The sequence below is a fragment of the Sorangium sp. So ce145 genome, assembly GCF_051525985.1.
GTDB classification, from domain to species: domain Bacteria; phylum Myxococcota_A; class Polyangia; order Polyangiales; family Polyangiaceae; genus Sorangium; species Sorangium cellulosum_B.
Window position 1 is genome coordinate 11,337,810 of sequence record NZ_CP150315.1, and the last position, 25,353, is coordinate 11,363,162.

Here is a 25,353-nt window from a genome sequence, read left to right on the forward strand (position 1 = left end):
GAGGCGACAATCGACCAGGACGCCTGGTAGGCTGAGCCCATGGCGGGGATGGATCCAGCGACGGATTTTACGGTTCACCGGATCGGGTGCGGCAGCCTGAAGAGGCTCCCGCACCCGACGTGGCCTTGCGAGCTCTGGAGCTATCGCCCGGGGCCGTGGCAACCTCCTGCGGAGGGGACTCACTACGGCGCCGTCTTCTCGGGGAGGCTGACCCTCCGTTGCCGCTCGGGGGTCTTCGAGATCGGCGCGGGGATGGTGTTCTGCGTCCCGGGAGAGCTGGCGTTGCACGGCGAGGGGGAGGCGTTCGGGATCACCCACCTTCGGAGCAAAGGGTTCTTCCAGATCGCCGGGCCGATCGAGGCGTCCGGGCGGCTCCGCTACATCGACGGTTGCACCGACTCCCTGCTCATCGCCCCTCAGGTCCGGGGCGATCCGTGCCTCAACCACCTGCATTTCCCCCCTCGTACGGACCAGACGCTCCACACCCATCCTTCGCTCCGCGCGGGGCTCATCGCGCGAGGGCGCGGCGTCTGCAGGCTGGGCGACCGGCGGGTGCCGCTCTCGCCCGGGCTGGTGTTCCACCTGCCGCCGGGCTCGAAGCACGCGTTCCAGACCGAGGCGGAGAGCATGGATGTCGTCGCCTTCCACCCCGACAGCGATTTCGGCCCCGTTCACGACGATCACCCGATGATCAACCGGACCATCGTGGACGGCATCTCCGCGCGGCACGTGGAGCGGATTCGCACGGCCGAGCAGCCCAATGAGTGAGGAGCGAACCAGGGCTCAGCGGCCCCTGGCGCCGGCGGAGCTCGCCGGGCAAGCGCCCCAGCTCTTCGCCAGGGCCCCGCGCGCGCGCGCCTTCGATCTGCCCGACGAGGCGCACGAGGCCGCGCGGCGCGCCCGCTCCCTCGGGGATTTCGACGATACGTTCGTGCCGACCGTCGACGAGCGCATGCTCGACGTGTACGCGCGGGCGAAGAACCCCGATGATCCGATCGAGCTGCGGGACCTCTGGCTCGGGCGCGTCGAGCACGAGCTCGGCAGGCACGCGCACCGGCCATCGCTCGCCGAGCGCTGGCGCGCCGCGACGCTGCGGAGGCAGGTCCACCCGAGCGAGGTGCTCACCTCGCGCGCGACCGTGCGCTTCATCAAGGAGCTCTTCAACTGGTTCTTCCGCGACGACCTCTACGGGGAGCTCCGGTCCGACGATCACATCATCCTCTCGAGCGGGTCCGTCGACGAGCAGGCGTGGGGCCTCCCGGAGGCGTTGAAGGACTGCGTCCGCTTCGCGCTCGAGCGGGACTGGTACGGCTACTCCGACTCGTGCGGGCGCCGCCCGGCGCGCGAGGCCGTCGCCATGTACGAGAACGCTCGGATCGACGGGGCGGTCTACACGGCCGACAACGTCGCGCTGACGATGGGCGGGACGTTCGCGATCAGCGCGCTCGCGGACTTCATCCTCTCGGGCGCGCCGAGGGAGGGGGCGCCCGTGCTGTGCGGGATCCCCAACTATCCCCCGCTCGTGGAGTCGATAGCCCGCCGGCGCAACGTCGAGCTCGTCCCCCTCCCGTCGAGGGCCGGCCACACGTCGCTCGAGCCGCTGATCGCCGCGCTCACGCCGCGCACCCCGCTCGTCCTCCTGCAGACGGTCGCGAACCCGACGGGGGCGGCGGTCTCCGACGCCGATCTCGGGCGGCTGATCAACGCCGCGTCTCCGTCGACGATGATCGTGCTCGACGAGTGCCACGAGTGGCTCGGCCCGCTCGGGCGGTGCTCGCAGCGGCGCGCGGCCACCAACGTGATCCGCGTCTTCAGCGCCTCGAAGACATGGTCGGCGCCGGGGCTGAAGATAGGTTGGTTCCTCGCCGACGCCGGGTTCATGGCCGACTACTACGAATACGCCTCGACGACCTTCGGTGGGCCGCCCTCCTTCTTCTACACGCTGGTGGAGGTGCTGGCGCGGATGGAGCGCTGGCTCATCACCGGCGTCACGGAGCCGGGGGCGGCCGAGGTCGACGAGTTCGAGCGCTCCTACGGGCTTGATCGCGCGCAGCTCTCGACAGCTTATGACAGATATCGCACCGAGCGGCGCGCGCGGCAGGACGCGTTGCAGACGCTGCGCGACGCCTCCATCGGCGGGCTCGCGCGGGCGTCCGCGCGCGTCATCTCGCCGCGCTGCTCGATCAACCTCGCCTTCGAGCTGCCGGGGTGGAACGACTCGTATCGGTGCTTCCGCGATCTCCTGCGGCAGAGCCGCGTGGCGGTCTTTCCAGGCATCCTGACGTTCTGCTTCTCGGGCGGGATCGTCAGGGTCACGACGGCGCGCCAATGGCACGATCTCTCGTCGGCGATCGCGCGGCTGGAGGCCCAGCTCGGCCTCCCGCGGGGCCGCTGATCGGAAGGCGCTGCCGCCGTGCTTCACGAGCGTGAAGGCGTCTCGCATCTTCTGTTGCACGGTGCCATCGGCCTCCAACACACACGCTGATCGCCGCCTCCAGAGCCGCGATGACCGCGGGGACGGATGCTCGACGGCGTCGACCCGACTCGACGGACGCGCCGCCCTGCGATAGCAATTGAGCTACCCCGGGGATCACGTCGCCCGGGCGGCGCGACATGAGCGTAAGGCGCGCACGCAGGGCACGGCTCTTGGACACGAGGCCGCGCTCCGCGCGCGCGGGGGAGGTGGGAGCCTATGTTGAGCGGTGCTGATGTTTCCGTCCACCAGGGAAATATCCAGTGGGACGCGTTCGCCTCACGGCTCGATTTCGTCTTCATCCGGGCGACGTACGGGATCGAGGGGGTCGACAGGAAGTTCGCGACCAACCGCGCCGAGGCCGCGCGCTGCGGGCTCCTCCGGGGGTATTACCATTACGCGTTACCGCGCCTGGACGCCGCCGAGCAGGCGCGGAGGCTCTGCAGCGCGGTCGGCGACCTCGAGCCGGGGGAGCTCGACATGGTGCTCGACCTCGAGGAGACGCAGCACGCGGGCGACAACGGCCATGTCTGGACGTCGCAGGACACCCTTGCTCTCCAGGTGTGGACCCGCCGTTTCGTCCAGGAGGTGAAGGCGCGCTACCCGGGCCGCTCCGTCATCCTCTATACCCGCCACAACTTCTGGCACGATCACCTCGGCGGCAGCTCCGAGTTCGTCGACTGCCCGCTCTGGATCGCGAACTACACCTATGGCCTCGACCCGGTGCGGGCGAGGCCCCCGGCCAACCCGAAGGACTGGGCGGACTGGGCGCGCAGAAAGCCGCTCAGGGCCTGGGACCCCTGGTCTGGGTGGTCGTTCTGGCAGATCACCGCCAAGGCCGTGATGCCGGGCGTCCGGACCAACACGGTGGACGCCAACCTGTTCAATGGAACGGTGAGCGATCTGCGGCGCCTCGCCCGGCTCGAGGCCGGGTCCGTGACGTCCGAGCCGCTGCCCACGGCCGACGCGCTCTGCCAGAAGCTGCTCTCGCAGGCGGATGACAGATACATCTTCGGGCACGAGGTGCGCCTGACGGACCCCAACCCCTCCGCGTTCGATTGCTCCGAGCTCATCGAGTGGGGCTGCGCCCAGCTCGCCGTCGAGCCCACGATGCCTGACGGCTCCTGGATGCAGGCGCGCCACGTGAAGGCGGCGCGGCTGCTCATGCCGGTGGACACGGCGATCGCGACCCGCGGCGCCCTCCTGTTCCGCTTCTCGGCGGATCCGTTCACGGGCGGGCGCCCCGAGCACGCCCACGTGGCGATGAGCCTGGGCGACGGCCGCACGATCGAGGCGCGCGACACAGCGCATGGAGTCGGCGTCTTCCCGGCGCTGGACCGCGGCTGGACACACGCGGGCCGGATCCCGGGCCTCGACTACGGCGCCGCGCCGCCCGGCGGCGGGCTCGCGCGCGGCGCCAAGGGGCCCGAGGTGAAGGCCTGGCAACAGCACCTGTTGACGTGGCGCGCCGGGCTCCTGCCGCGGTTCGGCGCGGACGGCGAGTTCGGCGCGGAGACCGAGGCGGCCACGCGGATCTTCCAGCAGGAGATGGGGTTGCCCGTGACCGGCGCGGTCGGGCCCGAGACGCGCGAGGCCATGCAGCGCGCGCTGCCGCGCCCGCCCTGCGCGCTCGAGCTGCCGCGCGCGCTGGGCCGCGCGCTCATGGGCATCGTCGGCCAGGGGGCGGCCGCCGGAGGCGCGGCGCGCGCGGCGGGGCCGCAGGCAGAGCTCCAGGGAGCGGCGAGCGGGTCGATGGCCGTGGCGACGCCGGGCCACGACGCGGCCGGCGTCCGCAGCTACACGTTCGCGGAGAGCGGCTTCCGGTTCACGGTGACCGCCACCCCCGAGCCGGTCGCGGCGGCCCGGGCGAACGACGCCGGGGGCGCCGTGGCGTTCTTCGCGTCGAGCCAGGCGCAGCCCGGGTCCGCGCGTCTGGCGCCCGTGTTCGACGGGACGGGCCTCGACTGGCTGCCGCCGCGCGATCCGGGCGCGCTCACCGGCACGAGGTTCTACGAGCAGGTCCGGGGCCTGTCGCTCGCGGCGCGGGAGGAGCTCTTCCTCCAGGAGGTGCTGCGGGGGAACGTGCCCAGCTTCCTGCGCCGCTTCCATCGCGTCACGGTCGAGGCGCCCGACGGAAAGCGGGGCGTCGCGTACGTGTGCGCCGACTACCTGGCGATCGGCGCGGACACCGATTTCCTGCGCATGCCGCTCACCGGCGTCACCGCCCAGCGCGTCGCGGATGCGTGCGGCTGCGTGCTGCCGACGAAGAAGCTCGTGAAGGACATCTATGCCGCCTCGCGGAAGCAGACGGCCATCCCGTTCGATCCCCAGGACGGCACCAAGGTGGAGCGCTTTCGTGACCACCACCTGGCCATCGAGCAGCACCGGGTCGGCGAGCTCGGCGAGCTGCTCGCGGGGCACAAGAAGGACGTCGTGGTGACCAACCGGCTGCACCACCACGCGCGCCGGCTGGCGATCTTCGGCTTCTACAAGGCGGACGGCAAGCCGTGGCAGCCGCTGGACACGTCGCTGCGGCGGCGGCTGCCGCACGAGGACACCTACGCCGACTACAGCCACGGGGTGCGGCTGATCGGCGGCCTGATGGCCCTCGGGTCGGAGCAGCGCTGCGTGGCCGACGTCCTGCTCGACCCGGCGCTGTGCGGCCTCGTGAGCGACGAGGGGATCATCAGCGTTCCGAGGTACGAAGTGCACCCGCTCGGGTGATCCATGCGGTCGGTTTGCCGCGGCCGAACCGGTGAGGGGAGGGGTGGAGCTCGGCTACACTCCGCCGGTAGCAGGAGGAGCCCCCGCGATGGAGCTGAGACGCACGAAGGCCATGGGCGATCACGGCAGCCTGATCGACGCGCTCGCGTCGGTCAGCGAGGCGGAGCTGCTCGACGCGATCGTCGCGCTCGCGAGGCCGCGGCACATGTTCCGCCAGCGCGCGGAGAACCGCCGCGCGGCGCGGTACGTCGCCGCCGCGCTGGAGGAGCGGGGCTACGCCGTCGAGATCGAGGGCGAGCTCGGAAACGTGGTCGCGACGCCCAGGGCCGCTGTCGATCGCCCGATGATCCTCGTCGGGGCGCACTACGACAGCGTGCCCGACACGCCCGGCGCCGACGACAACGCGAGCGGGATCGCCGCGATGCTCGCCAGCGCGCGGGCGCTCTCGCGCTTCGAGCCGGCCCTGCCGGTGGGCTTCGTGGCCTGGAACGGCGAGGAGGACGGGCTGCTCGGCAGCGTCGAGTTCGTGGCGCGCCATCGATCGCAGGGCGGAGCGCCGATCGCCGCCGTGCACGTGCTGGAGATGGTCGGCTACGCGAGCCACGAGCCGGGATCCCAGCGGATGCCGGTCCCGGTCCCCGGCGCGCCGGACGTCGGCGACTTCATCGGGCTGCTCACGAACCACCGCTCGAACCACCTCGTGGAGCTCGCCGCGAAGCAGGCAGAGGCGCTGGTGCCCGAGCTGCCGGTCGTGGGCCTCAAGGTCTACCTCGGCCTCGAAGAGTGGCTCCCCGTGCTCCACCGGAGCGATCACGCGCCGTTCTGGAAGGCGAAGATCCCCGCCATGCTCTGGACCGACACGGCGGAGTTCCGCAACCCGAACTACCACCGCCCGACGGACACCCCCGAGACGCTCGACTATGGCTTCATGCGCCGCGTGACGCAGCTCGTCCTCGCGACGGTGACGCGGCAGGTCCGGACCGGCTAGAAGGAGAACCCATGGTCATCGAGCTGACCCCGAGCTTCAAGGTGATTGACGCGCGCTTCCGCAAGCTCGCGTTCCCGCACGTGCACGTCGAGAAGCTGTACACGGGCTGCCGCTGGGCGGAGGGGCCGGCGTGGTTCCCGGCCGGGCGCTACCTCGTCTGGTCGGACATCCCGAACGACCGCATGCTGCGCTGGGACGAGACCGACGGCTCGGTCTCGGTGTTCCGCCAGCCCGCGATGAACACCAACGGCCACACGGTCGACCTGCAGGGCCGCCTCGTGTCCTGCGAGCACCGCGGCCGCTGCGTCTCGCGCACCGAGCACGACGGCTCGCGCACGGTGCTCGCGTCGCACTTCGAGGGAAAGCGGCTGAACTCGCCGAACGACGTGGTCGTGAAGTCCGACGGCAGCGTCTGGTTCAGCGATCCGAGCTACGGCATCGACAGCGACTACGAAGGCGACGCGTCGCCGAGCGAGCAGGGCGCGCAGCGCGTCTACCGCCTCGACCCGGCCTCCGGTGCGCTGACGGTCGCCGCGGACGACTTCGTGCAGCCCAACGGCCTCGCCTTCTCGCCGGACGAGTCGCTGCTGTACATCGCCGACACCGGCGTGACGCACGTGAAGGACGGCCCGCGCCACGTGCGCAAGTTCCGCGTCGACGCGAAGGGCACGCTGACCGGCGGCGAGGTGTTCGCGACCTGCCCCGCGGGCGTGTACGACGGCTTCCGCGTCGACGTGCACGGCAACCTGTGGCTGTCGGCGGGCGACGGCGTGCACTGCCACGCGAGCGACGGCGCCCTTCTCGGAAAGGTGCTGATCCCGGAGACGGTGTCCAACGTCTGCTTCGGCGGCGCCAAGCGCAACCGCCTGTTCATCTGCGGCACGACCTCGCTGTACGCCGTGTACCTGAACACCCGCGGCGCCGGGCGCTAGCTGTTGCCTGCAAAGCGCAGAATTTCGAACCGCCAAGACACCAAGGACGCCAAGAAGAGAATCTTATCTTGGCGTCCTTGGTGTCTTGGCGGTTTATTTCTCGCTTGATCGACGTGATCGCGATTCCAGGGCGACGCGTGTGACGATTCGCCGCTGGATGCGCCTGGCGCCCCGCCCGGAGGCGTCTTGGCTGGAGGCGTCTTGGAACGGGTCAGCGTCCCTCTTGATGCTGTCGGCCGTAGACCAGCAGCATGGCGATGATCACGGCGCCGTAGATGATCTGGCGGCCGGCCTCGGGCATCTGGAGCACGCTGAGCATGCTCTGGAGCAGCACGATCAGGATGGTGCCGAGGACGGTGCCGAGGTACGTCCCGCGCCCGCCCATGATGTTGGTTCCGCCGATCACCACCGCGGCGATGGCCGGCATGAGGTAGTCGTTGCCCATGGCCTGGTAGGCCTTGTGCGAGAAACCCGCCAGCAGCATACCGGTCATGGCGGAGCACACGCCGCACATCACGAAGGCGCCGATCAGCACAAGGTGCGTTCTGACGCCGGAGAGATAGACGGCCTGCTCCTGGTTGCCCACGGCATAGATGTAGCGACCGAGCGCCGTCTTCTTCAGCACGAAGGTGGCGACGCCGCCGACCAGGATCCACACGACCAGCGAGTTCGGGATGGAGAGCGTCCTGCCCACGGCCAGGACCTCCATCCACTCCGGCGCCTCGCTGCGCGGAGCGAAGCCGCCGGTGTAGAGCACCATCAGCCCCTGAAGCACGGTGTTCGTGCCCAGCGTGAAGATCATCGAGGGCACGCGCAGATAGGCGACGCCAAGGCCGTTCACCAGACCCGCGGCGGCGCCGACGGCCAGGCCGCAGGGCAACGCGGCCCAGCCGCCGATCCCCGCGGCCAGCATGGCGCTCGAGGTGAGCACCCACGGCAGCGAGAGATCGATGTGACCGAGCAGGATCACGATCATCATGCCCGTGGCGGCCACGCCCAGGAAGGCCGCGATCTGCAGCTGTTGCAGGATGTAGTACGGGCTCAGGAAGCTCAGCGTGCCCTGGGTGACCAGCGTGCCGATCGAGCCGCTCACGAGGACGACGCCGATCGACAGCAGCGCGTACCAGGTCGGCTTGTCGATCTCGCCGAGACGGCTCTTGAGGGAGAGGGGCTGTTGCATCGAGCTCACCTGAAGATCTGCAGCCGGTTCTTGACGCGGATGACCCAGAGCGCGCCGAGGCAGACGGCCGCGAGCAGGATGAGGCCCTCGAACAGCGGCTGGTAGAGCGGGTTGGCGAGGAGGCCGAGCGCCGAGCCCTCGTCGAAGACGCGGAAGTTGAAGGCGACGGAGCGGAGCACCAGCGCGCCGAAGAGCGATCCGATGGCGCCGCCGATCCCCCCGTACAGCGAGGTGCCCCCGATCACGACGCTGGCGATGGAGTTCAGCGTGTAGGAGCCGGCCTGCGGGATGTCGGCGTTGCCCGACGTCGTCTGCAGCGCGAGGTAGAGGCCGCCGACGCTGGCGAAGAACCCCGACAGCGTGTACGCGGCCAGCTTGACGCGCTTGATGCGGACCCCCGACATGTACGCCGCCTCCTGGGACGCGCCGACGGCGTAAGCGCCGAGGCCGTAGCGGGTGCGGCGGTAGTAGGCCCAGAGCAGCGCGAGCAGCGCCATCCAGATCGCGGGCGACGGGATCTGGCCGACGAAGCCCAGCGCGCCGTCGAGGGGTGCGGCGCCCGCGGCCTGCAGCAGCTCGTTCAGATCGAAGGTGGCCGCAAACGCCAGATCGCCGTCGACCTGGCCGCCGGGCGTCGGTCTCAGGAACAGCGCGACGCCGAGGAAGATCGTGCCCGAGGCCAGCGTGGCGATGATCGGTTGCAGGCGGCCATAGACCACGAGGCAGCCGTTGACCAGGCCCGCCGCCATGCCCACGGCCAGGCACAGCAGGATGCCCAGGAACATCGTGAGCGCGCTGCCGGCAAGGACGTGCGAGGCCACGCAGTTGACGAGCGTGATCACCGCGCCCACGGACAGATCCAGGCCGCCGGTCAGCACGGGGATCGTCTGGGCCATGGCCGCCGCCACCAGCACGAACGACTCGTTGGCGTTCTGCCCCACCAGCGACGCGCTGAAGCCCTTGGGGTGGGACAGCGAGTAGAGCCCGTAGAACACGATGCACAGACCGACGGCCACGAGCAGGCCCTGGTTCTGGCGCAGGCGGAGCTTCCAGTCCTTCATCGTGCCTCCGATGGCGCGTGTTCGTCTTCGCGCCTCGCGCGCTCAGGCCCGCCGCGCAGACCGAGGGCCAGGTCCAGGATGTTCTTCTCGGTGATGTCGGGCCCCACGAGCTCGCCCTGCACGCGGTTCCGATAAAGGACGAGCACGCGATCGCAGCAGCCGATCAGCTCGTCGTAGTCCGTGGTGTAGAAGAGGATGGACGTGCCGGTGTCCGCCAGCTCGCGGAGCAGCTGGTAGATCTCCTGCTTCGTGCCGACGTCGATGCCGCGGGTGGGATCGTTGAGCATCAGCAGCCGCGGCTCCGTCATCAGCCACTTGGCCAGCACGACCTTCTGCTGGTTGCCCCCGGACAGCGACGAGACCGGGTGGTCGAGCGAGCCGATCTTGATCTGGATGCGGCGCACCATCTCGTCGATGCGCGCGGCCTCGCGCCGGCGGTCGAGCACCACGCCGCTCGTGAACTTGTCGAGCGACGCCAGCGACAGGTTCGTGGCGATGGACATCGGCAACATCAGGCCTTCGGTCTTCCTGTCCTCGGGCACGAGGGCGATGCCGTGCGCGCGGTCCTTGGCCTTTCGCGGGCTCGCCAGCTTGACCGGCTTGCCGTCGATCTTGATCTCGCCGCGCACATCCCTGAGCACACCGAACAGGCCGAGCAACAGCTCGCGCTGGCCCTGGCCGTCGAGCCCGCCGATGCCGAGGATCTCGCCCTTGCCGAGCTTGAACGACACGTCCTCGAGCTGCCGCTCCCAGCTCAGGCCGCTCACCTCGAGCAGCGTCGCCGGGAAGCCGCGGGCCGCCGGCTTCGGCGGGAAGACGTGACCCATGTCACGGCCGATCATGAGCTCCACGATCTGGTCGTCGCTGCGCCGGCCCTTGGCGAAGGTCTCGATGTGCCGGCCGTTGCGGAAGACCGACATCACGTCGGCGAGCTCCTTGATCTCGTGCATGCGGTGCGAGATGTAGAGCATGCCGACGCCCTGAGCCTTGAGCTCGGCCAGGAGCTCGTAGACCTTCTTGACGTCGCTGTTGGTCAGCGCGGAAGTGGCCTCGTCCAGGATCAGCAGCCGCGGGTTCTTGCCGAGCGCCTTCGCGATCTCGACCATCTGGCGGCGCGAGAGCGGCAGGTCGCTCACCCAGGCGTTCGGGTTCACGCCCTCGCAGCCGACGCGCGCCAGGAGCTCCTCGGCCCTTCGGACCTGCGCCTTGCGATCGAAGAGCCCCAGGCGGTTCGTCGGCATGGTGATGCCGATGTTCTCGGCCACGGTCAGCGTCGGCATCAGGGACAGCTCCTGAAAGACGCAGACGATGCCGGCGGCGTTCGCCTCGATCGGGTGGTCGAACCGGACCGGCTTGCCCTGGAGCAAGAGCTCCCCGGCGCTCGGCTTGACCACGCCGCCGATGATCTTGATGAGGGTGCTCTTGCCCGCGCCGTTCTCGCCGAGGATGGCGTGCACCTTCCCCGGCTCGCAGGCGAAGTCGACGCCGCTGAGGGCGGTGACTCCGCCATAGTGCTTGGAGACGGCCCGGAGCTCGAGGAGCGGAGGGCTCACCGGTTCGATCATGATGCTGGGGCGCCCGCGGGGCGCTACTTCACGTCTACTTCACGCCTACTTCACGTTTCACGCCTACTTCACGTTTCACGTCTGCTTCACGTTTCACGTCTACTTCACGTCGGATTCCGACTCGTTCATGATCTTCACACCCGAGATGTTGACCCCGCAGGGCGGGAACTCGTTGGGCGTGAAGAAGTTGTCGGAGAGCTGGGAGAAGAAGCTCTCGCCGTCCTTCAGCGTCGTGTGATCGGCGGCGGGGATCGGCACGGAGATCATCTGCGGCATCACCTTGCCTTGCAGGCCCTCGAGCGCCGCCTTCATCGCGATGGCCGCGAGCCCCGGCGACTGGCCGAGCGACAGGCCCTTCATGCCCTGTTCGTGGTGCTTCGCGATCAGCTTGCGCACGCCGTTCTCGGCCTCCGTGGCGACCGGGATCGGCTTGTGTCCGGCGTCGAGCAGCGCGCGGACGGCGCCCGTCGAGCCGCCCTGCGCGAAGAGCGCGTCGAACTGGCGGTGCACGGCCAGCGCGTCGGCCACCGCCTTCTGCGCCTTGCCGTCGTCCCAGCTGCCCACCACCTCGACGATGGTGTAGCTCTTCCCCGGCGCTTCCATGACCTGGCGGAAGCCGACGTGGCGGTCGCGATCGACGGAGTTGCCCTGCAGGCCGCGGACCTCGAGCACCTTGCCCTTGCCGCCGAGCTGCTTGTCGAGGAACTCGCCCCACTGGCGCCCCATCGCCAGCTGGTCCTCGTTGACCTGCATCACCTTGTCCGTGTCGAGCACGTTGTCGAACGGAACCAGGATGACGTCCTTCTTGTCAGCGAGCCGGATCACGCGATCGAAGCCGTCGGGGCTGACGGCGAGCGTGACGATGCCGTCGAAGCCCTGGTTGATGAAGTCCTCGATCGCGCCGAGCTGGGCCGCGACGTCGGTGCCTGTCGACACCACCTTGAACTCCTTGATCAGCGGCGCGATGGCCGGATCCTTGGCGAAGGCCTTGGCCGTCTTGACCATCTGGATGCGCCAGGCGTTGCCGACGTAGCCGTTGACGAGCGCGAGGCGGAACGGCGGCTTTCGCGCCGTCCACTGCAGATACTTGGTGTCCTGCTTCCACGGCGCGAAGCACTCGGGGTTATGGCCGGGCCCTGGCACGACCTTGGGCCCTTGTCCGCTCGGCGCCTGCGCCTGCTCGGCCGCGGCGCTGGCGGAGCCCGCTGCGGCCGGAGCGCTGTCGGGCTTGTCTTTGCAAGCAGACAGACCAGACAGACCCAAGAGCCCGAGCGCGCAGCTCAACACCGCCGCTGCGCGCCGCGCCGATCCACGTGACTTCAACTGGCCAATCGACATCGTGCCGCTACCTTTCGAGCAAAGAGACGTGGTCGGACAGAGGCCTCCACGGCCCATCCCACATCGTCACGTTCTCGCCCTCACGAACCACGAGGGCAATGTCTGCGTGCCGCCGCGTTGCTCACGGCAAAAGCACTGGGGTACAAACGACTCACGTTTGGCGAGCGACGGTGTCGCGCGTCATTCCCGGGGCACCACGCGGATTTCGCGGGCGCCCCCACAATTCAATGACGCGATCGGCGACGCTCGTGGGGCCTACCACGAGAGATCTTCTAGTTTCGGGGCTTAGGAAATCCAAACGCGATCCGGAAGTCAAGCTCTTCGTTGTGACCGTTCACATCGTACAGCCACGCTGCACACGTTGGCTGAATGATGAAACCTCGCACGATGCGCCTTCCTCCTGGAAAAATAACGCTACATCAAAAGCCTATGTGCCAGAGGAGCTCCGCTCCGCGGCGATGGCGCGACCGAGGAGCCCGATGATGCGCTCCGCATCATAGACGCAACCACCCCAGCTGCCGCCGCTGGCATCCTGAAGCGCAGCCCACAACCGCGTATCCGGGTTCACCCGGCCGTCCGGTTGAAGGGCTGGATTGGGCGAGCGGGCGGCAAGACCGCCGTCCTCCACACCCACGACGTCCACCGTCCCCTCCAGCCTGCGCGTGTCGATCCGCAGCCTGATGCGGTCGCCGTCGCGCACGCGGCCGATGGGCCCACCCGCCCACGCCTCCGGGCTGACGTGGCCGATGCACGCCCCGGTGGACACGCCGGAGAAACGACCGTCCGTGACCAGGGCGATACGGTGCCCCTCCTTCACGTGCTTGAGCGCAGAGGTGATCTGGTACGTCTCCGGCATCCCGATACCGGGACCGATGCCGATCAGCACCATCACGTCGCCCGGCTGCACGGCGCCCGCCTTGATCGCCTCGATCGCCGCGTCCTCGCTGCCGAACACGCGCGCAGGCCCTTCGTGCAGATAAACGCCGTCCGGTCCGATCACCTGGGGAGCGATCGCGGTGCTCTTCACGAGCGCTCCCTCCGGCGCGAGGTTGCCGCGCAGGAAGGTCACCGTGCTGGTGAGGCCGCGCTCGCGCGCCTTTCCGGCGGACATGATCACGTCGTCCGGGTCGATGCCGTCCAGCTGCCGTAGCTTGTCGCGCAGGCGCCGGCGCCGCTCGCTGCGCTCCCACCACTCGAGGTTCTCGCCCAGGGTCCGGCCGCTGACGGTGCGCGCGGCGAGCCGCAGCAGGCCGAGCTCGCGCAGGTGGAGCATGACCTCCGGGACGCCCCCCGCGAGGAAGACCTGAACCGTGGCGTGGTGTTTCGGCCCGTTGGGCAGCACGTCCACGAGCCGCGGAACGAGGGCGTTGACGCGCGCCCAGTCGTCCACCGTGGGGCGCCGGAGCCCGGCCGCGTGGGCGATCGCCGGCACATGGAGCACCAGGTTGGTCGACCCGCCGACGGCGGCATGCAGCACCATGGCGTTGTGGACCGAGTCGTCGGTGACGATGTCCCGCGTGGTCACGCCACGTCGCTCGAGGGCCATGAGCGCGTGCGCGGAGCGGCGGGCGAGGTCGCGCCAGATCTCGGCGCCCGACGGGCTGAGCGCGCCGTGCGGGAGGGCGAGGCCGAGCGCCTCCGCCACCACCTGGCTCGTCGCGGCCGTGCCCATGAACTGGCAGCCGCCGCCGGGGGAACCGCAGGCGCGGCAGCCCATCTCGGCGGCGTAATCGAGGCTCACCTCCCCGCGCGCGTAACGCGCCGCGAGGGTCTGGACCTTGGCGGTGTCCTCGGCCTCCTCCGCGAGGAGCGTGACGCCTCCCGGCACGAGCACCGCAGGGAGGTCGAGGGTGCCGGCGAGCGCCATCAACATCGCCGGCAGGCCCTTGTCGCAGGTGGCGACGCCGAGCACGCCTCGGCGGGTGGGCAGCGAGCGTATCAGCCGACGAAAGACGATGGCGGCGTCGTTGCGGTAAGCGAGGCTGTCGAGCATGCCGACGGTGCCATTGGTCCGCCCGTCGCACGGATCGCTGACATAGCCGGCGAACGGGATGGCCCCGCCGGCCGTGAACGTGCGAGCTGCCTCCTCCATGAGCAGCCCCACCTCCCAGTGCCCCGTGTGGTACCCGAGCGCGATCGGCGTGCCGTCGGGCGCGCGGATCCCCCCCTGCGTGCTGAGCACGAGGAACTGCTTCCCGTTCAGGCGCGCAGGATCCCACCCCATCCCGGCATTCTGGGTCCAGCCGAACAGCTCGCCGCTCGACATGGCGCGCAGCTGCTCGGCCCCGAGCGGGAGGCGCCCCGACGGTCCGGGCGCGGTCGTGCGCAGCGTGTAGATCGCCTCGCTGCCGGACTCGAATACCGGATCGTGGCTCATGCGCGGGGTGCGCCAGGTGCGATGGCGTCGCGGGTGGCCCGGCCGTCGACGAGACGCGATATCCCGAGCGGGTTCTCGTCGCGCAGCTCCGGCGGGAGCAGCGCGGGCGGACACGACTGGTAGCAAACGGGGCGCGCGAAGCGGAGGATGGCCGCGGTCCCAACCGACGTGAAGCGCGCGTCGCTGCTCGCTGGATACGGCCCGCCGTGGTGCATGGCGTGCGACACCTCCACGCCCGTCGGGTAGCCGCCGAAGACGAGGCGGCCCGCGACGCGGCCGAGGACATCGACGAGGTCCTGGGCGGCGGCGAGGTCGTCGGCGGTCCCGTGAAGCGTGGCGGTGAGCTGGCCGTCGAGCGCGCCGAGGAGCTGGAGCAGCTCGCCGCGGGTCGAAGCGGTGACGAGCAGCGTGTACGGTCCGAAGATCTCGTGCGCGAGGTGCGGCTCCCGCGCGAAGTCGGCGGCGGAGACGCGAGCGACGCGCGCGCCGGTGTCGGTCAGCCACTCGACGCCTCTCAGCTCCCGCACGGAGCGGTCGAACGACGCCTGGATACCGGCGTGCAGCATCACACCGGGCGTGATGGCGCGGGCCCGGTCGGCGACCGACCGCGCGAACGCATCCCACTCGGGGGAGGCCAGCCCCAGGACGAGGCCGGGCTTGGTGCAGAACTGGCCGACGCCGAGCGTGCACGAGTTGATGAGCCCCTCGGCGATCGCGTCGCGGCGCTCGCGCAGCGCGCCGGGCAGCACGACCAGCGGGTTGATGCTGCTCATCTCGGCAAAGACGGGGATGGGCCGCGGGCGGGCCGCGGCGGCGTCACAGAGGGCGCGCCCCGCGCGGGTGGACCCGGTGAAGCCCACCGCCTGGATGGCCTCGTGGCGCACCAGCGCGAGCGAGACCTCGGGCGAGGCGCCGTGCACCATGCCGAACACACCCGCGGGAAGGCCCGCCTTCTGCACGGCGGAGCGCAGGGCCGAGGCCGCGAGCTCGGAGGTACCGGGGTGCGCCGGGTGGGCCTTGACCACGACCGGGTTGCCCGCGGCGAGGGCAGAGGCGGTGTCGCCGCCGGCAACGGAGAACGCGAGGGGAAAATTGCTCGCGCCGAAGACGGCGACCGGACCGAGCGGCCGCAGCATGCGGCGCAGGTCGGGGCGCGGGAGCGGCTTGCGGTCGGGCAGCGCGGGATCGATCCGGGCATCGACCCAGGAGCCCTCGCGCACGACGGCGGCGAAGAGGCGCAGCTGGCCGGTGGTGCGGCCGCGTTCGCCTTCGAGGCGGGCGACGGGCAGCCCGGTTTCCCTGTGCGCGGTCTGGATCAGGGGGTCGCCGAGCGCCAGGATCTCGTCGGCGGCGGTCTCGAGGAGCCGGGCGCGCAGCTCCGGCGCGAGGCCGGCGAGGGCCGGCGCCGCGGCGACGGCGGCGCGGGCGGCGGCGTCGATCTCGTCGGCGGTGGCGTCACGGTAGGCGCCGAGTTTTTCCCCGGTCGCGGCGTTGTGGGCGAGAAATTCCATGGGGCGCCTTGTCAACGTGGAGATACGGGGTTCGCCAGCGTGCCGACGCCGTGGATCGTGATCTCCACGAGGTCGTCGGGTTCCAGGGTGAACGAGTCGGGCGGGACGATGCCGGTCCCGGTCATGAGGACGACGCCCGCCGGGAAGCTCAGCTCGCGCGTGAGGTAGGCGACGAGCTCCTCGGGCGAGCGCCGCATGCTCGCGGTCGAGGTCTTCCCCGTGAACACCGCCTCGCCCCTGCGCCGGATCGCGAGATCGATGGAGAGCGCGCGCAGGTTCAGCCCGGGCTCGTCCGCGAGCACGATGGCGGGGCCGAGCGCGCAGCAGCCGTCGTAGACCTTCGCCTGCGGCAGGTAGAGGGGGTTGTCGCCCTCGATGGACCGCGACGAGACGTCGTTGCCGGCCGTGTAGCCGACGATGCGGCCCGCCGCGGAGACGACGAGCGAGAGCTCGGGCTCGGGCACGTTCCAGCTCGAGTCGCGGCGGATGCGCACCGGCGCGCCCGGGCCGACGACCAGGCGGGGCGTCGCCTTGAAGAACAGCTCGGGGCGCTCGGCCTCGTACACGCGGTCATAGAAGTCGCCGCCGCCGGCGCTCTCCTCTTTGCGCGCGGCGCGCGAGCGCTCGTAGGTGACGCCCGCCGCCCAGACCTCCTGCCCGTCGATCGGGGCGAGCAGCGGGACGTCGGGCGGGAGGGGGTGGGCTTCGACGTGCGCGCGCGCGCGCACGTCGCGCACCGCGCCGAGGGGATCCGGCAAGGCGAGCCACGAGGCGACGGACGCGAACGCCTCCGGGGATGCCGCCGTGAGGTCGTGGCGCGCTCCCCGCTCGTCCTCGAGCCCGAGCCGAGGACCGCCACCGCTCGCAAACCGAAACAGCTTCATGTCTGAACCTCCCTCCAGGGTCGCCCTGTCGATCGCGATGCCAGGGCCGCGCCGCCCTGCGCGTCCACCCACGCACTCTCGATGCAATCCTGGAATCGCGTCAACACTTCTCTCGTCGCTGCCTCCTCCGCGGGAACGCCCCGGGGCACCGCGGGTGCCGTGTTGAAGGCCATCCCGCAGTCGCGCAGCGTCGACCGCATGATTCACCATTCGCGCGCTCTGTAAAGCCACTATCCGCTCCATGATGCGCCGCGTGGCGCAGCGCGTCCTCGCGACGGTGATGCGGCAGGCTCGCGCCGGCTGAGCCCGGGCTGTACGATCGGGCCGCTCGATGCGCTACGGCTCCTTGTTCATCGCGCTGAGCGCGTCGATCCTGTGGCTCGCCGTCGTGGCCGGCGGCGCCGGGCTCGCCCTGCTCTGGCCGGCGCTGAGCTTCGCCCTCGTCGGCGCGGCCTACCTGGCGCGCAAGCCCGCCCTGCTAGGAAAGCGGGTCGACGGCACGCTGGCGTGGTGGGCCTGCCTGCTGTTCGCGCCGTACTTCTTGCTCACGTGGTCGATATGGCACGGCGAGCGCCTGCTCGGGCGCGAGGACTGCGCGAACGAGGTCGTGCCGGGGCTCTGGGTCGGCCGGCGCCCCCGCGGCCAGGAGCTACCGGAGGGCGTGCGGATGATCGTGGACCTGACGGCGGAGTTTCCCGCCGCCGCCGCGATGCGCCGCCATCCAGGTTACCTGTGCGTGCCGGTGCTCGACGGCGCGGCTCCCGAAGCGGGCGCGCTGCGTGAGCTGATCCATCGACTGCACGGCAGGGAGGCGATCTACCTGCATTGCGCGTCCGGCCATGGTCGCTCGGCGACGATCGCGGCAGCGCTGCTGTTGAACCGAGGGCTCGCCGCGAGCGTGAGCGAGGCAGAGGCCCAGCTCCGGCTCCGGCGGCCGGGGATCCGGCTGAACGCCGCGCAGCGGCGATCTCTGGAGGGAATGCCGACTCGACGTGAAGGCGGGTGACCGTGTTCGCAGGGGCGCCTCGCTCCGGGGAGCCCGGTGCAATCGAAGCGCTGCCGCGATGAAGACCCATGGGACGAGATGCCATGAGTCTTCGTCGTTAATGCAATTTATTTGCATTATCAGCGGGGCCGAAGTAATGGTATTGCATCCAGCAGGTCAGGCGATCCGCTGCCGCGGAGCGCGGCCTGAGGCCGAACGGCGACAAGGAGGGCACCTCATGCGCGATGTCATCAAGCTCGTCTCGTCTGCGGGGACGGGTCACTGCTACTACACGACGAAGAACAAGCGGACGATGACGGAGAAGATGCAGATGAAGAAGTACGATCCGATCGCCCGCAAACACGTGATCTTCACGGAAGGGAAGATCTCGAAGGGAGGAGGCAAGTAGTCGCGACTCCACAGCTCGCGGCCATGCAGCCAGCGTGGGCGCGCCGCGCGGCAGCGCGCCCCGCCGAGGTTGCGTCAGCCGGCCTGCATGGAGCGCTTCACGATCGGAGCAGCTGCGCCGGCCCGGCCGCGCTCTCCTGTTCATCCGGCTCACTCGCGTCCTCCCACGCCGGGAACGGATCCTCGAACCGGCTCCAGGCGGCAGGCCCCGCGGCCATCTCGTCCGGCGTGAGCAAGCAGGCGTCGAGCCCGCGCGTGAGCTCCTCCCGGACCATGTCGACGCCGATGAACACGATCTCCTGCCGCCGGTCGCCCCAGACCGGATGCCACGCGGCGCACGGCCGGTCGTCCTCCGGCCGCTCCTCCGGCAAGGCGGCGTACCAGAGCCCGGCCGCCTCGAACGAGGCGGCGCCGCCCGCCTGCGACCAGGCGCCTGTGATGTCCATGCGCGTCGCCAGCCAGAAGAACCCCTTCGAGCGGAGCACTCCATCCCAGGCGGCCGCCCCGTGGAGGAAGGCCCAGAGACGCTCCGGGTGCATCGGGCGCTCGGCGCGGTAGACGAAGCTCTCGATCCCGTACGCCTCGGTCTCGGGGACGTGCTCCCCGCGCAGCTCCCGCATCCAGCCGGGCGAGCGCGCCGCCTCCTCGAAATCGAAGCGCCCGGTGCCGAGGATCTCGCGAGGATCGACCCGGCCGCGGCACGCCCTGACGATCCGGGCGCCGGGGTTCAGGTGCAGCAGCATCGCCGTGAGCCGCTCCACCTCGTCATCGCTCACGAGATCCGTCTTGTTGAGCACGAGCACGTTCGCGAACTCGATCTGCTCGACGAGCAGATCCGCGACCGTGCGCTCGTCGTCGCCGTCCAGCGCGGCCTCGCGCGCGCGGAGATCGTCGGCGCTCGTCCAGTCGGCGAGGAACCGCTGCGCGTCGACGACGGTGACCAGCGTGTCGAGCCGGGCGACCTCCGAGAGGCGCTTGCCCGTCGCCGGATCGTCGAAGGTGAACGTCTCGGCGACAGGGAGCGGCTCCGAGATGCCCGTCGACTCGATCAGCAGGTAGTCGAAGCGCCCCTCGGCCGCCAGGCGGGCCACCTCGACCAGGAGATCCTCCCGGAGCGTGCAGCAGATGCAGCCGTTCGACATCTCGACGAGCCGCTCCTCCACGCGGCGCAGCGCCGCGCCCCCGCCCCGCACGAGCGCGGCGTCGACGTTGACCTCGCTCATGTCGTTGACGATCACCGCGACGCGCAGCGAATCGCGGTTCGCGAGGACATGGTTCAGCAGCGTGGTCTTGCCGGCGCCCAGGAAGCCGGACAGCACGGTCACAGGGAGCTTTTGCGTCACGTGGAGATCCTCTCTCGCCAGCGCCGGCGCGCTCCTGCGCGGGTCCGCGGCGCGCCTGCCGCGCGCGGCGCGGGGTGAACGAGGTGCATCCGCGGCCGCGGCGCGATCGGCCGGGCCAAGTCTGGCGTGGGCTCGAGATAGTGCAATCAAGTTGCATGTGCAATAAAATAACCTCTGTCGCCGAGAGGTACGCCGGACACCTCGCGCGCGGGCCGGCGCGCCGCGGACCCGCGCGCCGAGGCCTCGGTGATCGCCGCGCCTGGCGCAGGCCGCCGCGCCGCCCCGCGCCCCCGCGGCTCAGGCCCGCTTCCGCCTGTCCGGGCGCAGCACGCCGAGGAGGATCACGTCGACGACGTGCGCGAGCTGGGCCTCGTCCACGATCGTGCGGTCCGCGAGCATCTTGTGCCGGAGATAGGCCGCGAGCAGCTCGCACGGCAGCATCGGATCCGCGCTCGGCGCGAGCTCGCCGCGCGCGACCGCGGCCTCGATGATGGCTCGCAGCCCCGCCTCCTGGACCGCGCGCAGCGAGCGGGCGATGGTCATGAGCTCCGAGTCGGGCCCCTCGGACAGGCACACGTGAAAGAGGCTCTGCCCCACCGGAGACGCCTGGATCTCGATGATCGCGCGCCCGAGCGCGACGAGATCCCCGCGGAGCGAGCCCGTGTTCGGCGGGATGATCTTCTCGTCCGTGACCGAAAGGAGCGCGGCCCGCACGAGGTCCTCCTTCGTCGGCCAGCGCCGGTAGACGGTGGTCTTGTTGACCCCCGCGCGCGTGGCCACGTCCTCGATCCGGAGCGCGCGGTACCCCGCGCTGGCGAGCTCCTCCAGCGTGGCGGCGAGGATGCCCCGCACGACAGGCTCGCCGCGCACGAGCGCGCGCGCCTTCGCGGAGCCTCGCTTCGCCGTGCGCTTCGCCGTCGTCGCCTGCATCAACCGTCATTGAAGTTCCGCCGCGCGGCACACGCCAGCCCAATTTCACGGCGTGGCCGGCTATCGCACCCTTTCGTTGCGATCATCGCAACCAGCGGTTGCGGTCAGCTTCGGCCGTGTTATACCCACCGCAACTGTCGGTTGCGATCGCCTGGGCGCCGGCGCGCCCGAGCGGTGGGGCCGGAGGCTGGGCGACGGGGGAACGAGCGGACGGCGCAGCGCACCGGTGCGTGCGCCGCCGCGCGCGGCGCCGTGCTCCGCCGAGGCCGCGCTCCGCCCGCATCAGGCCGCTCCGCGACCGACGCTGCCCCGAGGGACCCTTGAGCCACACGACGACGAAAGGCCGCGCCCAAAGCCTCTTCCTTCTCCTCGCGCTCGCCGCCGCAGCGGCGGGCTGCGGGACCAGGGCCAGCGCCTCCACCGCCGCCGAGACGAACGGGCCCAGGGCCCGCGTCGAGACCGCGGAGGTGCGCGAGCAGCCCATGCCGCGCAGCATCGCGCTCACCGGCACGCTGCGCGGGGATCGGGAGACCGATCTCGCCGCGAACGCGGTCGGCCGCGTGGTGGAGACGTTCGTCGAGCGCGGCGCCGAGGTGAAGAAGGGCGACCTGCTCGCCCGCCTCGACGTCCGCGCCGCCGCGCTCTCCGCCGCGGAGGCGCAGGCGAACGCCGCGCTGACGCGCGCCCAGGAAGAGACGGCGAAGCGCGAGTGCGAGCGCTACAGGGCGCTGCTCGAGAGCGGCGCGATCTCCGGGGTCGAGCACGACCGGATCGCCGACCAGTGCCGGAGCGCCCCGCTCTCGGTCGCGGCCGCCTCCGCCCGCGCCCGCGCCGCCGCGCAGAGCGTCGGCGACGGCCAGATCCGCGCGCCGTTCGACGGGGTGGTCGCCGAGCGCTTCGTCGACGTCGGCGAGTACGTCCGCCAGGACTCCCGGGTCGTCGCGCTCGTCTCGAAGGGCGCGCCGCGCCTCCGGTTCACCGTGCCCGAGGCGAGCCTCGCGGCCGTCAAGACAGGCGGCGCGCTGACGTTCACCGTGCCGGCGTACCCGGGGCGGTCGTTCGCGGGCACGGTGCGCTGGGTAGGCGCCGCGGTCCGCGAGGCGACGCGCGACCTCGTCGCCGAGGCCGAGGTGCAGGACCCCGACGGCGCGCTGCGGCCGGGCATGTTCGCGTCCGTCGCGCTCGCCACGGCCGAGGCGCCTAGCCCGGTGGTGCCGAGATCCGCCATCGTCCCGCGGGACGGGCGCGCGCACCTGTTCGCCGTCGTCGACCACAGGCTCGAGGAGCGCGTCGTGCAGACCGGCGTGGAGAAGGGCGACGTCGTGGCCGTCCTCCGCGGCGTCCGCGCAGGGGAAGCGATCGTCATCAACCCGTCCGAGGCGCTCCAGAACGGCCAAGCCGTGGAGTGAGGTCGTCATGCAGTGGCTCGCTCGCGTCTGCGTCAAGAGGCCCGTCTTTGCGTCGGTCCTCATGCTCGTCATCGTGGTCCTCGGCGTCGCCGGCTACACGCGGCTCGGCCTCGACCAGTTCCCCGACATCGACGTCCCTTACGTCGTCGTCACGACGCGCCTCGACGGCGCGGCGCCCGAGGAGGTCGAGGCCGAGATCTCCGACCGGATCGAGGGCGCGGTGAACACCATCAGCGGGATCGAGGAGCTGCGCTCGACGTCGACCCAGGGCGTGAGCCAGGTCGTCGTCGGCTTCGTGCTGGAGAAGGACGCCGACGTCGCGGCCCAGGAGGTGCGCGACAAGATAAACGCCGTCCTGCCCAGCCTGCCCAAGGGCATCGATCCGCCGATCGTGAGCAGGATCGACCTTGGCGCGGCCCCGGTGATGCTCGTCTCCGTGGCGTCCGATCAGCCGATCCGCGAGCTCAGCGAGATCGCCGACAAGCGGGTGCGCCGGCAGATCGAGGGCATCTCCGGCGTCGGCCAGGTCAGCCTGATCGGCGCGCAAAGCCGGCAGATCAACGTCTGGCTCGATCCGTTCGCCCTGCGGGCGCAGGGGATCACCGCGGCCGAGGTGCAGCGGGCGATCGCGGCGCAGAACCTGATGACGCCGGGCGGCAGCGTCGAGACCGGCCCCGAGGACCTCACGCTCCGCGTGATGGGGCGCGTCGAGTCGCCCGAGGCCCTCGGCCGGATCGTCCTCCGGGAGCAGGACGGCCACGCCGTGCGCCTCTCGGACGTCGCCCGCGTCGAGGACGGCCGCGCGGAGGAGAAGACCTGGGCCCAGCTCGACGAGCGGCGCACCGTCCTCCTGTCGGTGGTCAAGCAGTCGGGCCAGAACACCGTCGCCGTCGTCGACGCCGTGAAGGCGCGCCTCGACGAGGTGCAGCGCTCGTTGCCCGAGGGGACGAAGATCGAGGTCGTGCGCGACGGCTCGCGCGTGATCCGCACGGGCATCGCGGCCGTGAAGGAGCACCTCGTCCTCGGCGCCCTGCTCGCCGCGGCGGTGGTGCTCCTCTTCCTCGGCAACGCCCGCAGCACGCTCATCGCGGCGCTCGCGATCCCGATCTCGGTCGTCGGCACGTTCGCGGTGATGTGGATCGCCGGGTTCACGCTGAATTTCCTCACGCTGCTCGCGCTCGCGCTCGCCGTGGGCATCGTCATCGACGACGCCATCGTCGTGCTCGAGAACATCGTCCGGTACATCGACGAGAAGGGCATGAAGCCGTTCCCGGCCGCCGTGCTCGCGACGAAGGAGATCGGGCTCGCGGTGCTCGCCACCACGCTGTCGCTCATGGCGGTCTTCATCCCGGTCGCGTTCATGCCCGGGATCGTGGGGCGCTTCCTCAAGAGCTTCGGCCTCACGATGGCGTTCGCGATCGGGGTCTCGCTGATCGTCAGCTTCTCCCTCACGCCGTCGCTCGCGGCGCGGTGGCTCTCGGGGCACGCGCGCCGCGGGCGTGACGCGCACGACGGCGCGCCCGCGAAGCCCTCGGTCCTCGAGCGCGCCGTCGACGTCTTCTACCGGCCGATCGAGCGCGCCTACATGGCCGCGCTCTCGTGGGTGATGAAGCGCCGCTGGGTGATCGTCGTCGCCTCGGCGGTCGCGCTCGGCTCGTGCGCGCCCATCGCGAAGACGCTGCCCGCCGGCTTCCTCCCGGAGGACGATCAGGCGCAGTTCGAGATCAACATGCGCGCGCCCGAGGGGACGAGCCTCACCTCGACCCGCCTCATCGCCGAGCGGATCGCCGGCGACGTGCGCCGGCTCCCGGGCGTCACCCGGACGCTCCTGACCGTGGGGGAGGGCGAGCAGCAGGCCGCGAACGTCGCCAAGATCTACGTGATGCTCGTCGACCCGGAGCAGCGCGCGCTCGGGCAGCTCGCCATCATGCAGCGGGTGCGCGAGGAGATCCTCGCGAAGCTGCCGAAGGAGCTGCGCGTCACGGCCGGCGAGGTGCAGGCGGTCTCGTCCGGCGGCCAGTCGTCGGCGAGGATCCAGGTGGCGATCCAGGGGCCGGATCTCGACCGGCTGGGCGAGTACGCGGCGCGCATCACCGAGGAGCTGCGGAACGTCCCCGGCGCCGTGGACGTCGACAACAGCCTGGTCGTGGGCAAGCCCGAGCTCCGCGCGACCATCGACCGCGACCGCGCCGCGGATCTCGGCGTCCAGGTGGCCGACGTGGCCGGCGCGCTCCAGCTCTTCGTCGGCGGGCTCAAGGTGTCGACGTACTCGGAGGCGGGCGAGCAGTACGACGTCCGCGTGCGCGCCGACGCGAAGCACCGCGCCGACGCCGAGAGCCTCGCGTTCCTCACGGTGCCCTCGTCCAAGCACGGCGCCGTCCCGCTCCACAGCGTGGTCGCGATGGAGCCCGACAGCGGCCCCTCGTCGATCGGCCGCCTCGGCCGGCGCCGGCAGATCACGATCAGCGCGAACGCCGCCCCCGGCGTCGGCGACTCGGCGGTGCAGGCGGCGCTCGACAGGATCATCGCCGAGCAGCGGATGCCGGCGGGCTACTCCGCGCAGCCGGTGGGCAGCTCCAAGAACACGGCGAGCACGGCGGCGAGCTTCGTCGTCGTCATCGGGCTCGCGTTCGTGTTCATGTACCTCATCCTCGCGGCGCAGTTCGAGTCGTGGCTCCACCCGATCACGATCCTGCTCTCGCTGCCGCTCACGGTGCCGTTCGCGCTGCTGTCGCTCAAGCTCTTCGGCCAGTCGCTGAACCTCTTCTCGGGGCTCGGGCTGCTCGTCCTCTTCGGCGTGGTGAAGAAGAACGCGATCCTCCAGATCGATCACACGAACCACCTGCGCGCGGAGGGGATGCCGCGGCTCCAGGCGATCCTGCAGGCGAACAAGGACCGGCTCCGCCCGATCCTCATGACGACGATCGCCTTCGTGGCCGGCATGATCCCGCTCGTGCTCTCGCACGGGGTCGGCTCGGGCCAGAACCGGACGACGGGGGCCATCGTGCTCGGCGGCCAGTCGCTCTCCCTGATCCTCACGCTGCTCGCGGTCCCGGTCGCCTACTCGCTCTTCGACGACGCGGCCGAGTGGATCCGCCGCCGCCGGCGCAGGGCGGCGGAGGACAAGGGCGAGGCCGAGCTGGACGCGCTGCTCGGCGGGCCGGAAGCGAGCGCGCCGGCGGGCGGCGAGTGATGGGCTAGAGCGACAAACGGGTTGAAACTGCCTGAAAAGCACAGAATTTCGA

18 protein-coding genes are annotated in these 25,353 nt (G+C 70.8%); 9 read left to right on the forward strand and 9 right to left on the reverse strand.

Features of this window, described 5'->3' with window-relative positions:
* Window positions 1-39: 39 nt before the first annotated feature.
* From WMF34_RS42215 to WMF34_RS42235, 5 genes are all read left to right on the forward strand, one after another.
* Window positions 40-768 carry a cupin domain-containing protein gene (locus WMF34_RS42215; RefSeq protein WP_437991347.1) on the forward strand — a complete coding sequence of 243 codons (729 nt, stop codon included), beginning with the start codon at window positions 40-42 and terminating at the stop codon, window positions 766-768.
* Window positions 761-2,395 carry a pyridoxal phosphate-dependent aminotransferase gene (locus tag WMF34_RS42220; protein ID WP_080599166.1) on the forward strand — a complete coding sequence of 545 codons (1,635 nt, stop codon included), beginning with the start codon at window positions 761-763 and terminating at the stop codon, window positions 2,393-2,395. The genes WMF34_RS42215 and WMF34_RS42220 overlap by 8 nt, the downstream gene beginning before the upstream one ends.
* Window positions 2,396-2,692: 297 nt before the next feature.
* Complete coding sequence (locus WMF34_RS42225) at window positions 2,693-5,197, forward strand: GH25 family lysozyme (RefSeq protein WP_437991348.1); 2,505 nt, start codon at window positions 2,693-2,695, stop codon at window positions 5,195-5,197.
* A gap of 88 nt (window positions 5,198-5,285) precedes the next feature.
* Entirely contained in the window at window positions 5,286-6,185 is a 900-nt protein-coding gene (locus WMF34_RS42230) for a M20/M25/M40 family metallo-hydrolase (protein WP_437991349.1), read from the forward strand.
* Window positions 6,186-6,196: 11 nt separating this feature from the next.
* On the forward strand, window positions 6,197-7,117 hold the full coding sequence (locus WMF34_RS42235; RefSeq protein ID WP_012240845.1) for an SMP-30/gluconolactonase/LRE family protein: 921 nt from the start codon (window positions 6,197-6,199) through the stop codon (window positions 7,115-7,117).
* 211 nt (window positions 7,118-7,328) lie between these two features.
* Here the strand turns inward: WMF34_RS42235 and WMF34_RS42240 are convergent, their stop codons facing one another.
* From WMF34_RS42240 to WMF34_RS42270, 7 genes are all read right to left on the reverse strand, one after another.
* Window positions 7,329-8,297, reverse strand: a complete 969-nt coding sequence (locus tag WMF34_RS42240) for an ABC transporter permease (protein ID WP_437991350.1) — start codon at window positions 8,295-8,297, stop codon at window positions 7,329-7,331.
* A 5-nt stretch (window positions 8,298-8,302) separates the two neighbouring features.
* Entirely contained in the window at window positions 8,303-9,358 is a 1,056-nt protein-coding gene (locus WMF34_RS42245) for an ABC transporter permease (RefSeq protein ID WP_437991351.1), read from the reverse strand.
* Window positions 9,355-10,923, reverse strand: coding sequence for a sugar ABC transporter ATP-binding protein (locus tag WMF34_RS42250; RefSeq protein ID WP_437991352.1), 1,569 nt, complete (start codon window positions 10,921-10,923; stop codon window positions 9,355-9,357). Before WMF34_RS42250 ends, WMF34_RS42245 begins: the two co-directional genes overlap by 4 nt.
* 99 nt (window positions 10,924-11,022) lie before the next feature.
* A complete protein-coding gene (locus tag WMF34_RS42255) occupies window positions 11,023-12,246 on the reverse strand; it encodes a sugar ABC transporter substrate-binding protein (protein WP_437991353.1) in 1,224 nt (407 codons plus the stop codon).
* A 442-nt stretch (window positions 12,247-12,688) separates the two neighbouring features.
* Window positions 12,689-14,638: a YjhG/YagF family D-xylonate dehydratase gene (locus WMF34_RS42260; RefSeq protein WP_437991354.1), complete on the reverse strand. Its 1,950-nt coding sequence runs from the start codon at window positions 14,636-14,638 to the stop codon at window positions 12,689-12,691.
* Window positions 14,635-16,149 carry an aldehyde dehydrogenase (NADP(+)) gene (locus WMF34_RS42265; RefSeq protein WP_437991355.1) on the reverse strand — a complete coding sequence of 505 codons (1,515 nt, stop codon included), beginning with the start codon at window positions 16,147-16,149 and terminating at the stop codon, window positions 14,635-14,637. Before WMF34_RS42265 ends, WMF34_RS42260 begins: the two co-directional genes overlap by 4 nt.
* A gap of 11 nt (window positions 16,150-16,160) precedes the next feature.
* Window positions 16,161-17,033: a fumarylacetoacetate hydrolase family protein gene (locus WMF34_RS42270; RefSeq protein WP_437991356.1), complete on the reverse strand. Its 873-nt coding sequence runs from the start codon at window positions 17,031-17,033 to the stop codon at window positions 16,161-16,163.
* A gap of 331 nt (window positions 17,034-17,364) precedes the next feature.
* On the opposite strand from WMF34_RS42270, the gene WMF34_RS42275 reads away from it, so the two are divergent.
* Both WMF34_RS42275 and rpmG read left to right on the forward strand, forming a co-directional pair.
* Window positions 17,365-18,039: a phosphatase domain-containing protein gene (locus WMF34_RS42275; RefSeq protein WP_012240853.1), complete on the forward strand. Its 675-nt coding sequence runs from the start codon at window positions 17,365-17,367 to the stop codon at window positions 18,037-18,039.
* A 217-nt stretch (window positions 18,040-18,256) separates the two neighbouring features.
* Window positions 18,257-18,427: a 50S ribosomal protein L33 gene (gene rpmG, locus WMF34_RS42280; RefSeq protein ID WP_012240854.1), complete on the forward strand. Its 171-nt coding sequence runs from the start codon at window positions 18,257-18,259 to the stop codon at window positions 18,425-18,427.
* Between the two features lie 97 nt (window positions 18,428-18,524).
* Here the strand turns inward: rpmG and zigA are convergent, their stop codons facing one another.
* Window positions 18,525-19,769, reverse strand: a complete 1,245-nt coding sequence (gene zigA / locus WMF34_RS42285; RefSeq protein WP_437991357.1) for a zinc metallochaperone GTPase ZigA — start codon at window positions 19,767-19,769, stop codon at window positions 18,525-18,527.
* 297 nt (window positions 19,770-20,066) lie between these two features.
* Window positions 20,067-20,699 (reverse strand): TetR/AcrR family transcriptional regulator, encoded by a 633-nt coding sequence (locus tag WMF34_RS42290; RefSeq protein WP_437991358.1) that lies wholly within the window; start codon window positions 20,697-20,699, stop codon window positions 20,067-20,069.
* Window positions 20,700-21,019: 320 nt separating this feature from the next.
* Here WMF34_RS42290 and WMF34_RS42295 point away from each other — a divergent pair, with 320 nt between their 5' ends.
* Both WMF34_RS42295 and WMF34_RS42300 read left to right on the forward strand, forming a co-directional pair.
* A complete protein-coding gene (locus WMF34_RS42295; protein ID WP_044967107.1) occupies window positions 21,020-22,108 on the forward strand; it encodes an efflux RND transporter periplasmic adaptor subunit in 1,089 nt (362 codons plus the stop codon).
* Window positions 22,109-22,115: 7 nt separating this feature from the next.
* The gene (locus tag WMF34_RS42300; protein ID WP_437991359.1) at window positions 22,116-25,301 is read left to right on the forward strand and encodes an efflux RND transporter permease subunit; all 3,186 of its coding nucleotides are present in this window, start codon (window positions 22,116-22,118) and stop codon (window positions 25,299-25,301) included.
* Window positions 25,302-25,353 lie beyond the last annotated feature (52 nt).

Bases quoted from the DNA above. Each gene is read 5' to 3' on its own strand.
- WMF34_RS42215 (WP_437991347.1), top strand. From the start codon at position 40: ATGGCGGGGATGGATCCAGCGACGGATTTTACGGTTCACCGGATCGGG.
- WMF34_RS42220 (WP_080599166.1), top strand. From the start codon at position 761: ATGAGTGAGGAGCGAACCAGGGCTCAGCGGCCCCTGGCGCCGGCGGAG.
- WMF34_RS42225 (WP_437991348.1), top strand. From the start codon at position 2,693: ATGTTGAGCGGTGCTGATGTTTCCGTCCACCAGGGAAATATCCAGTGG.
- WMF34_RS42230 (WP_437991349.1), top strand. From the start codon at position 5,286: ATGGAGCTGAGACGCACGAAGGCCATGGGCGATCACGGCAGCCTGATC.
- WMF34_RS42235 (WP_012240845.1), top strand. From the start codon at position 6,197: ATGGTCATCGAGCTGACCCCGAGCTTCAAGGTGATTGACGCGCGCTTC.
- WMF34_RS42240 (WP_437991350.1), bottom strand. From the start codon at position 8,297: ATGCAACAGCCCCTCTCCCTCAAGAGCCGTCTCGGCGAGATCGACAAG.
- WMF34_RS42245 (WP_437991351.1), bottom strand. From the start codon at position 9,358: ATGAAGGACTGGAAGCTCCGCCTGCGCCAGAACCAGGGCCTGCTCGTG.
- WMF34_RS42250 (WP_437991352.1), bottom strand. From the start codon at position 10,923: ATGATCGAACCGGTGAGCCCTCCGCTCCTCGAGCTCCGGGCCGTCTCC.
- WMF34_RS42260 (WP_437991354.1), bottom strand. From the start codon at position 14,638: ATGAGCCACGATCCGGTATTCGAGTCCGGCAGCGAGGCGATCTACACG.
- WMF34_RS42265 (WP_437991355.1), bottom strand. From the start codon at position 16,149: ATGGAATTTCTCGCCCACAACGCCGCGACCGGGGAAAAACTCGGCGCC.
- WMF34_RS42270 (WP_437991356.1), bottom strand. From the start codon at position 17,033: ATGAAGCTGTTTCGGTTTGCGAGCGGTGGCGGTCCTCGGCTCGGGCTC.
- WMF34_RS42275 (WP_012240853.1), top strand. From the start codon at position 17,365: ATGCGCTACGGCTCCTTGTTCATCGCGCTGAGCGCGTCGATCCTGTGG.
- rpmG (WP_012240854.1), top strand. From the start codon at position 18,257: ATGCGCGATGTCATCAAGCTCGTCTCGTCTGCGGGGACGGGTCACTGC.
- WMF34_RS42290 (WP_437991358.1), bottom strand. From the start codon at position 20,699: ATGCAGGCGACGACGGCGAAGCGCACGGCGAAGCGAGGCTCCGCGAAG.
- WMF34_RS42300 (WP_437991359.1), top strand. From the start codon at position 22,116: ATGCAGTGGCTCGCTCGCGTCTGCGTCAAGAGGCCCGTCTTTGCGTCG.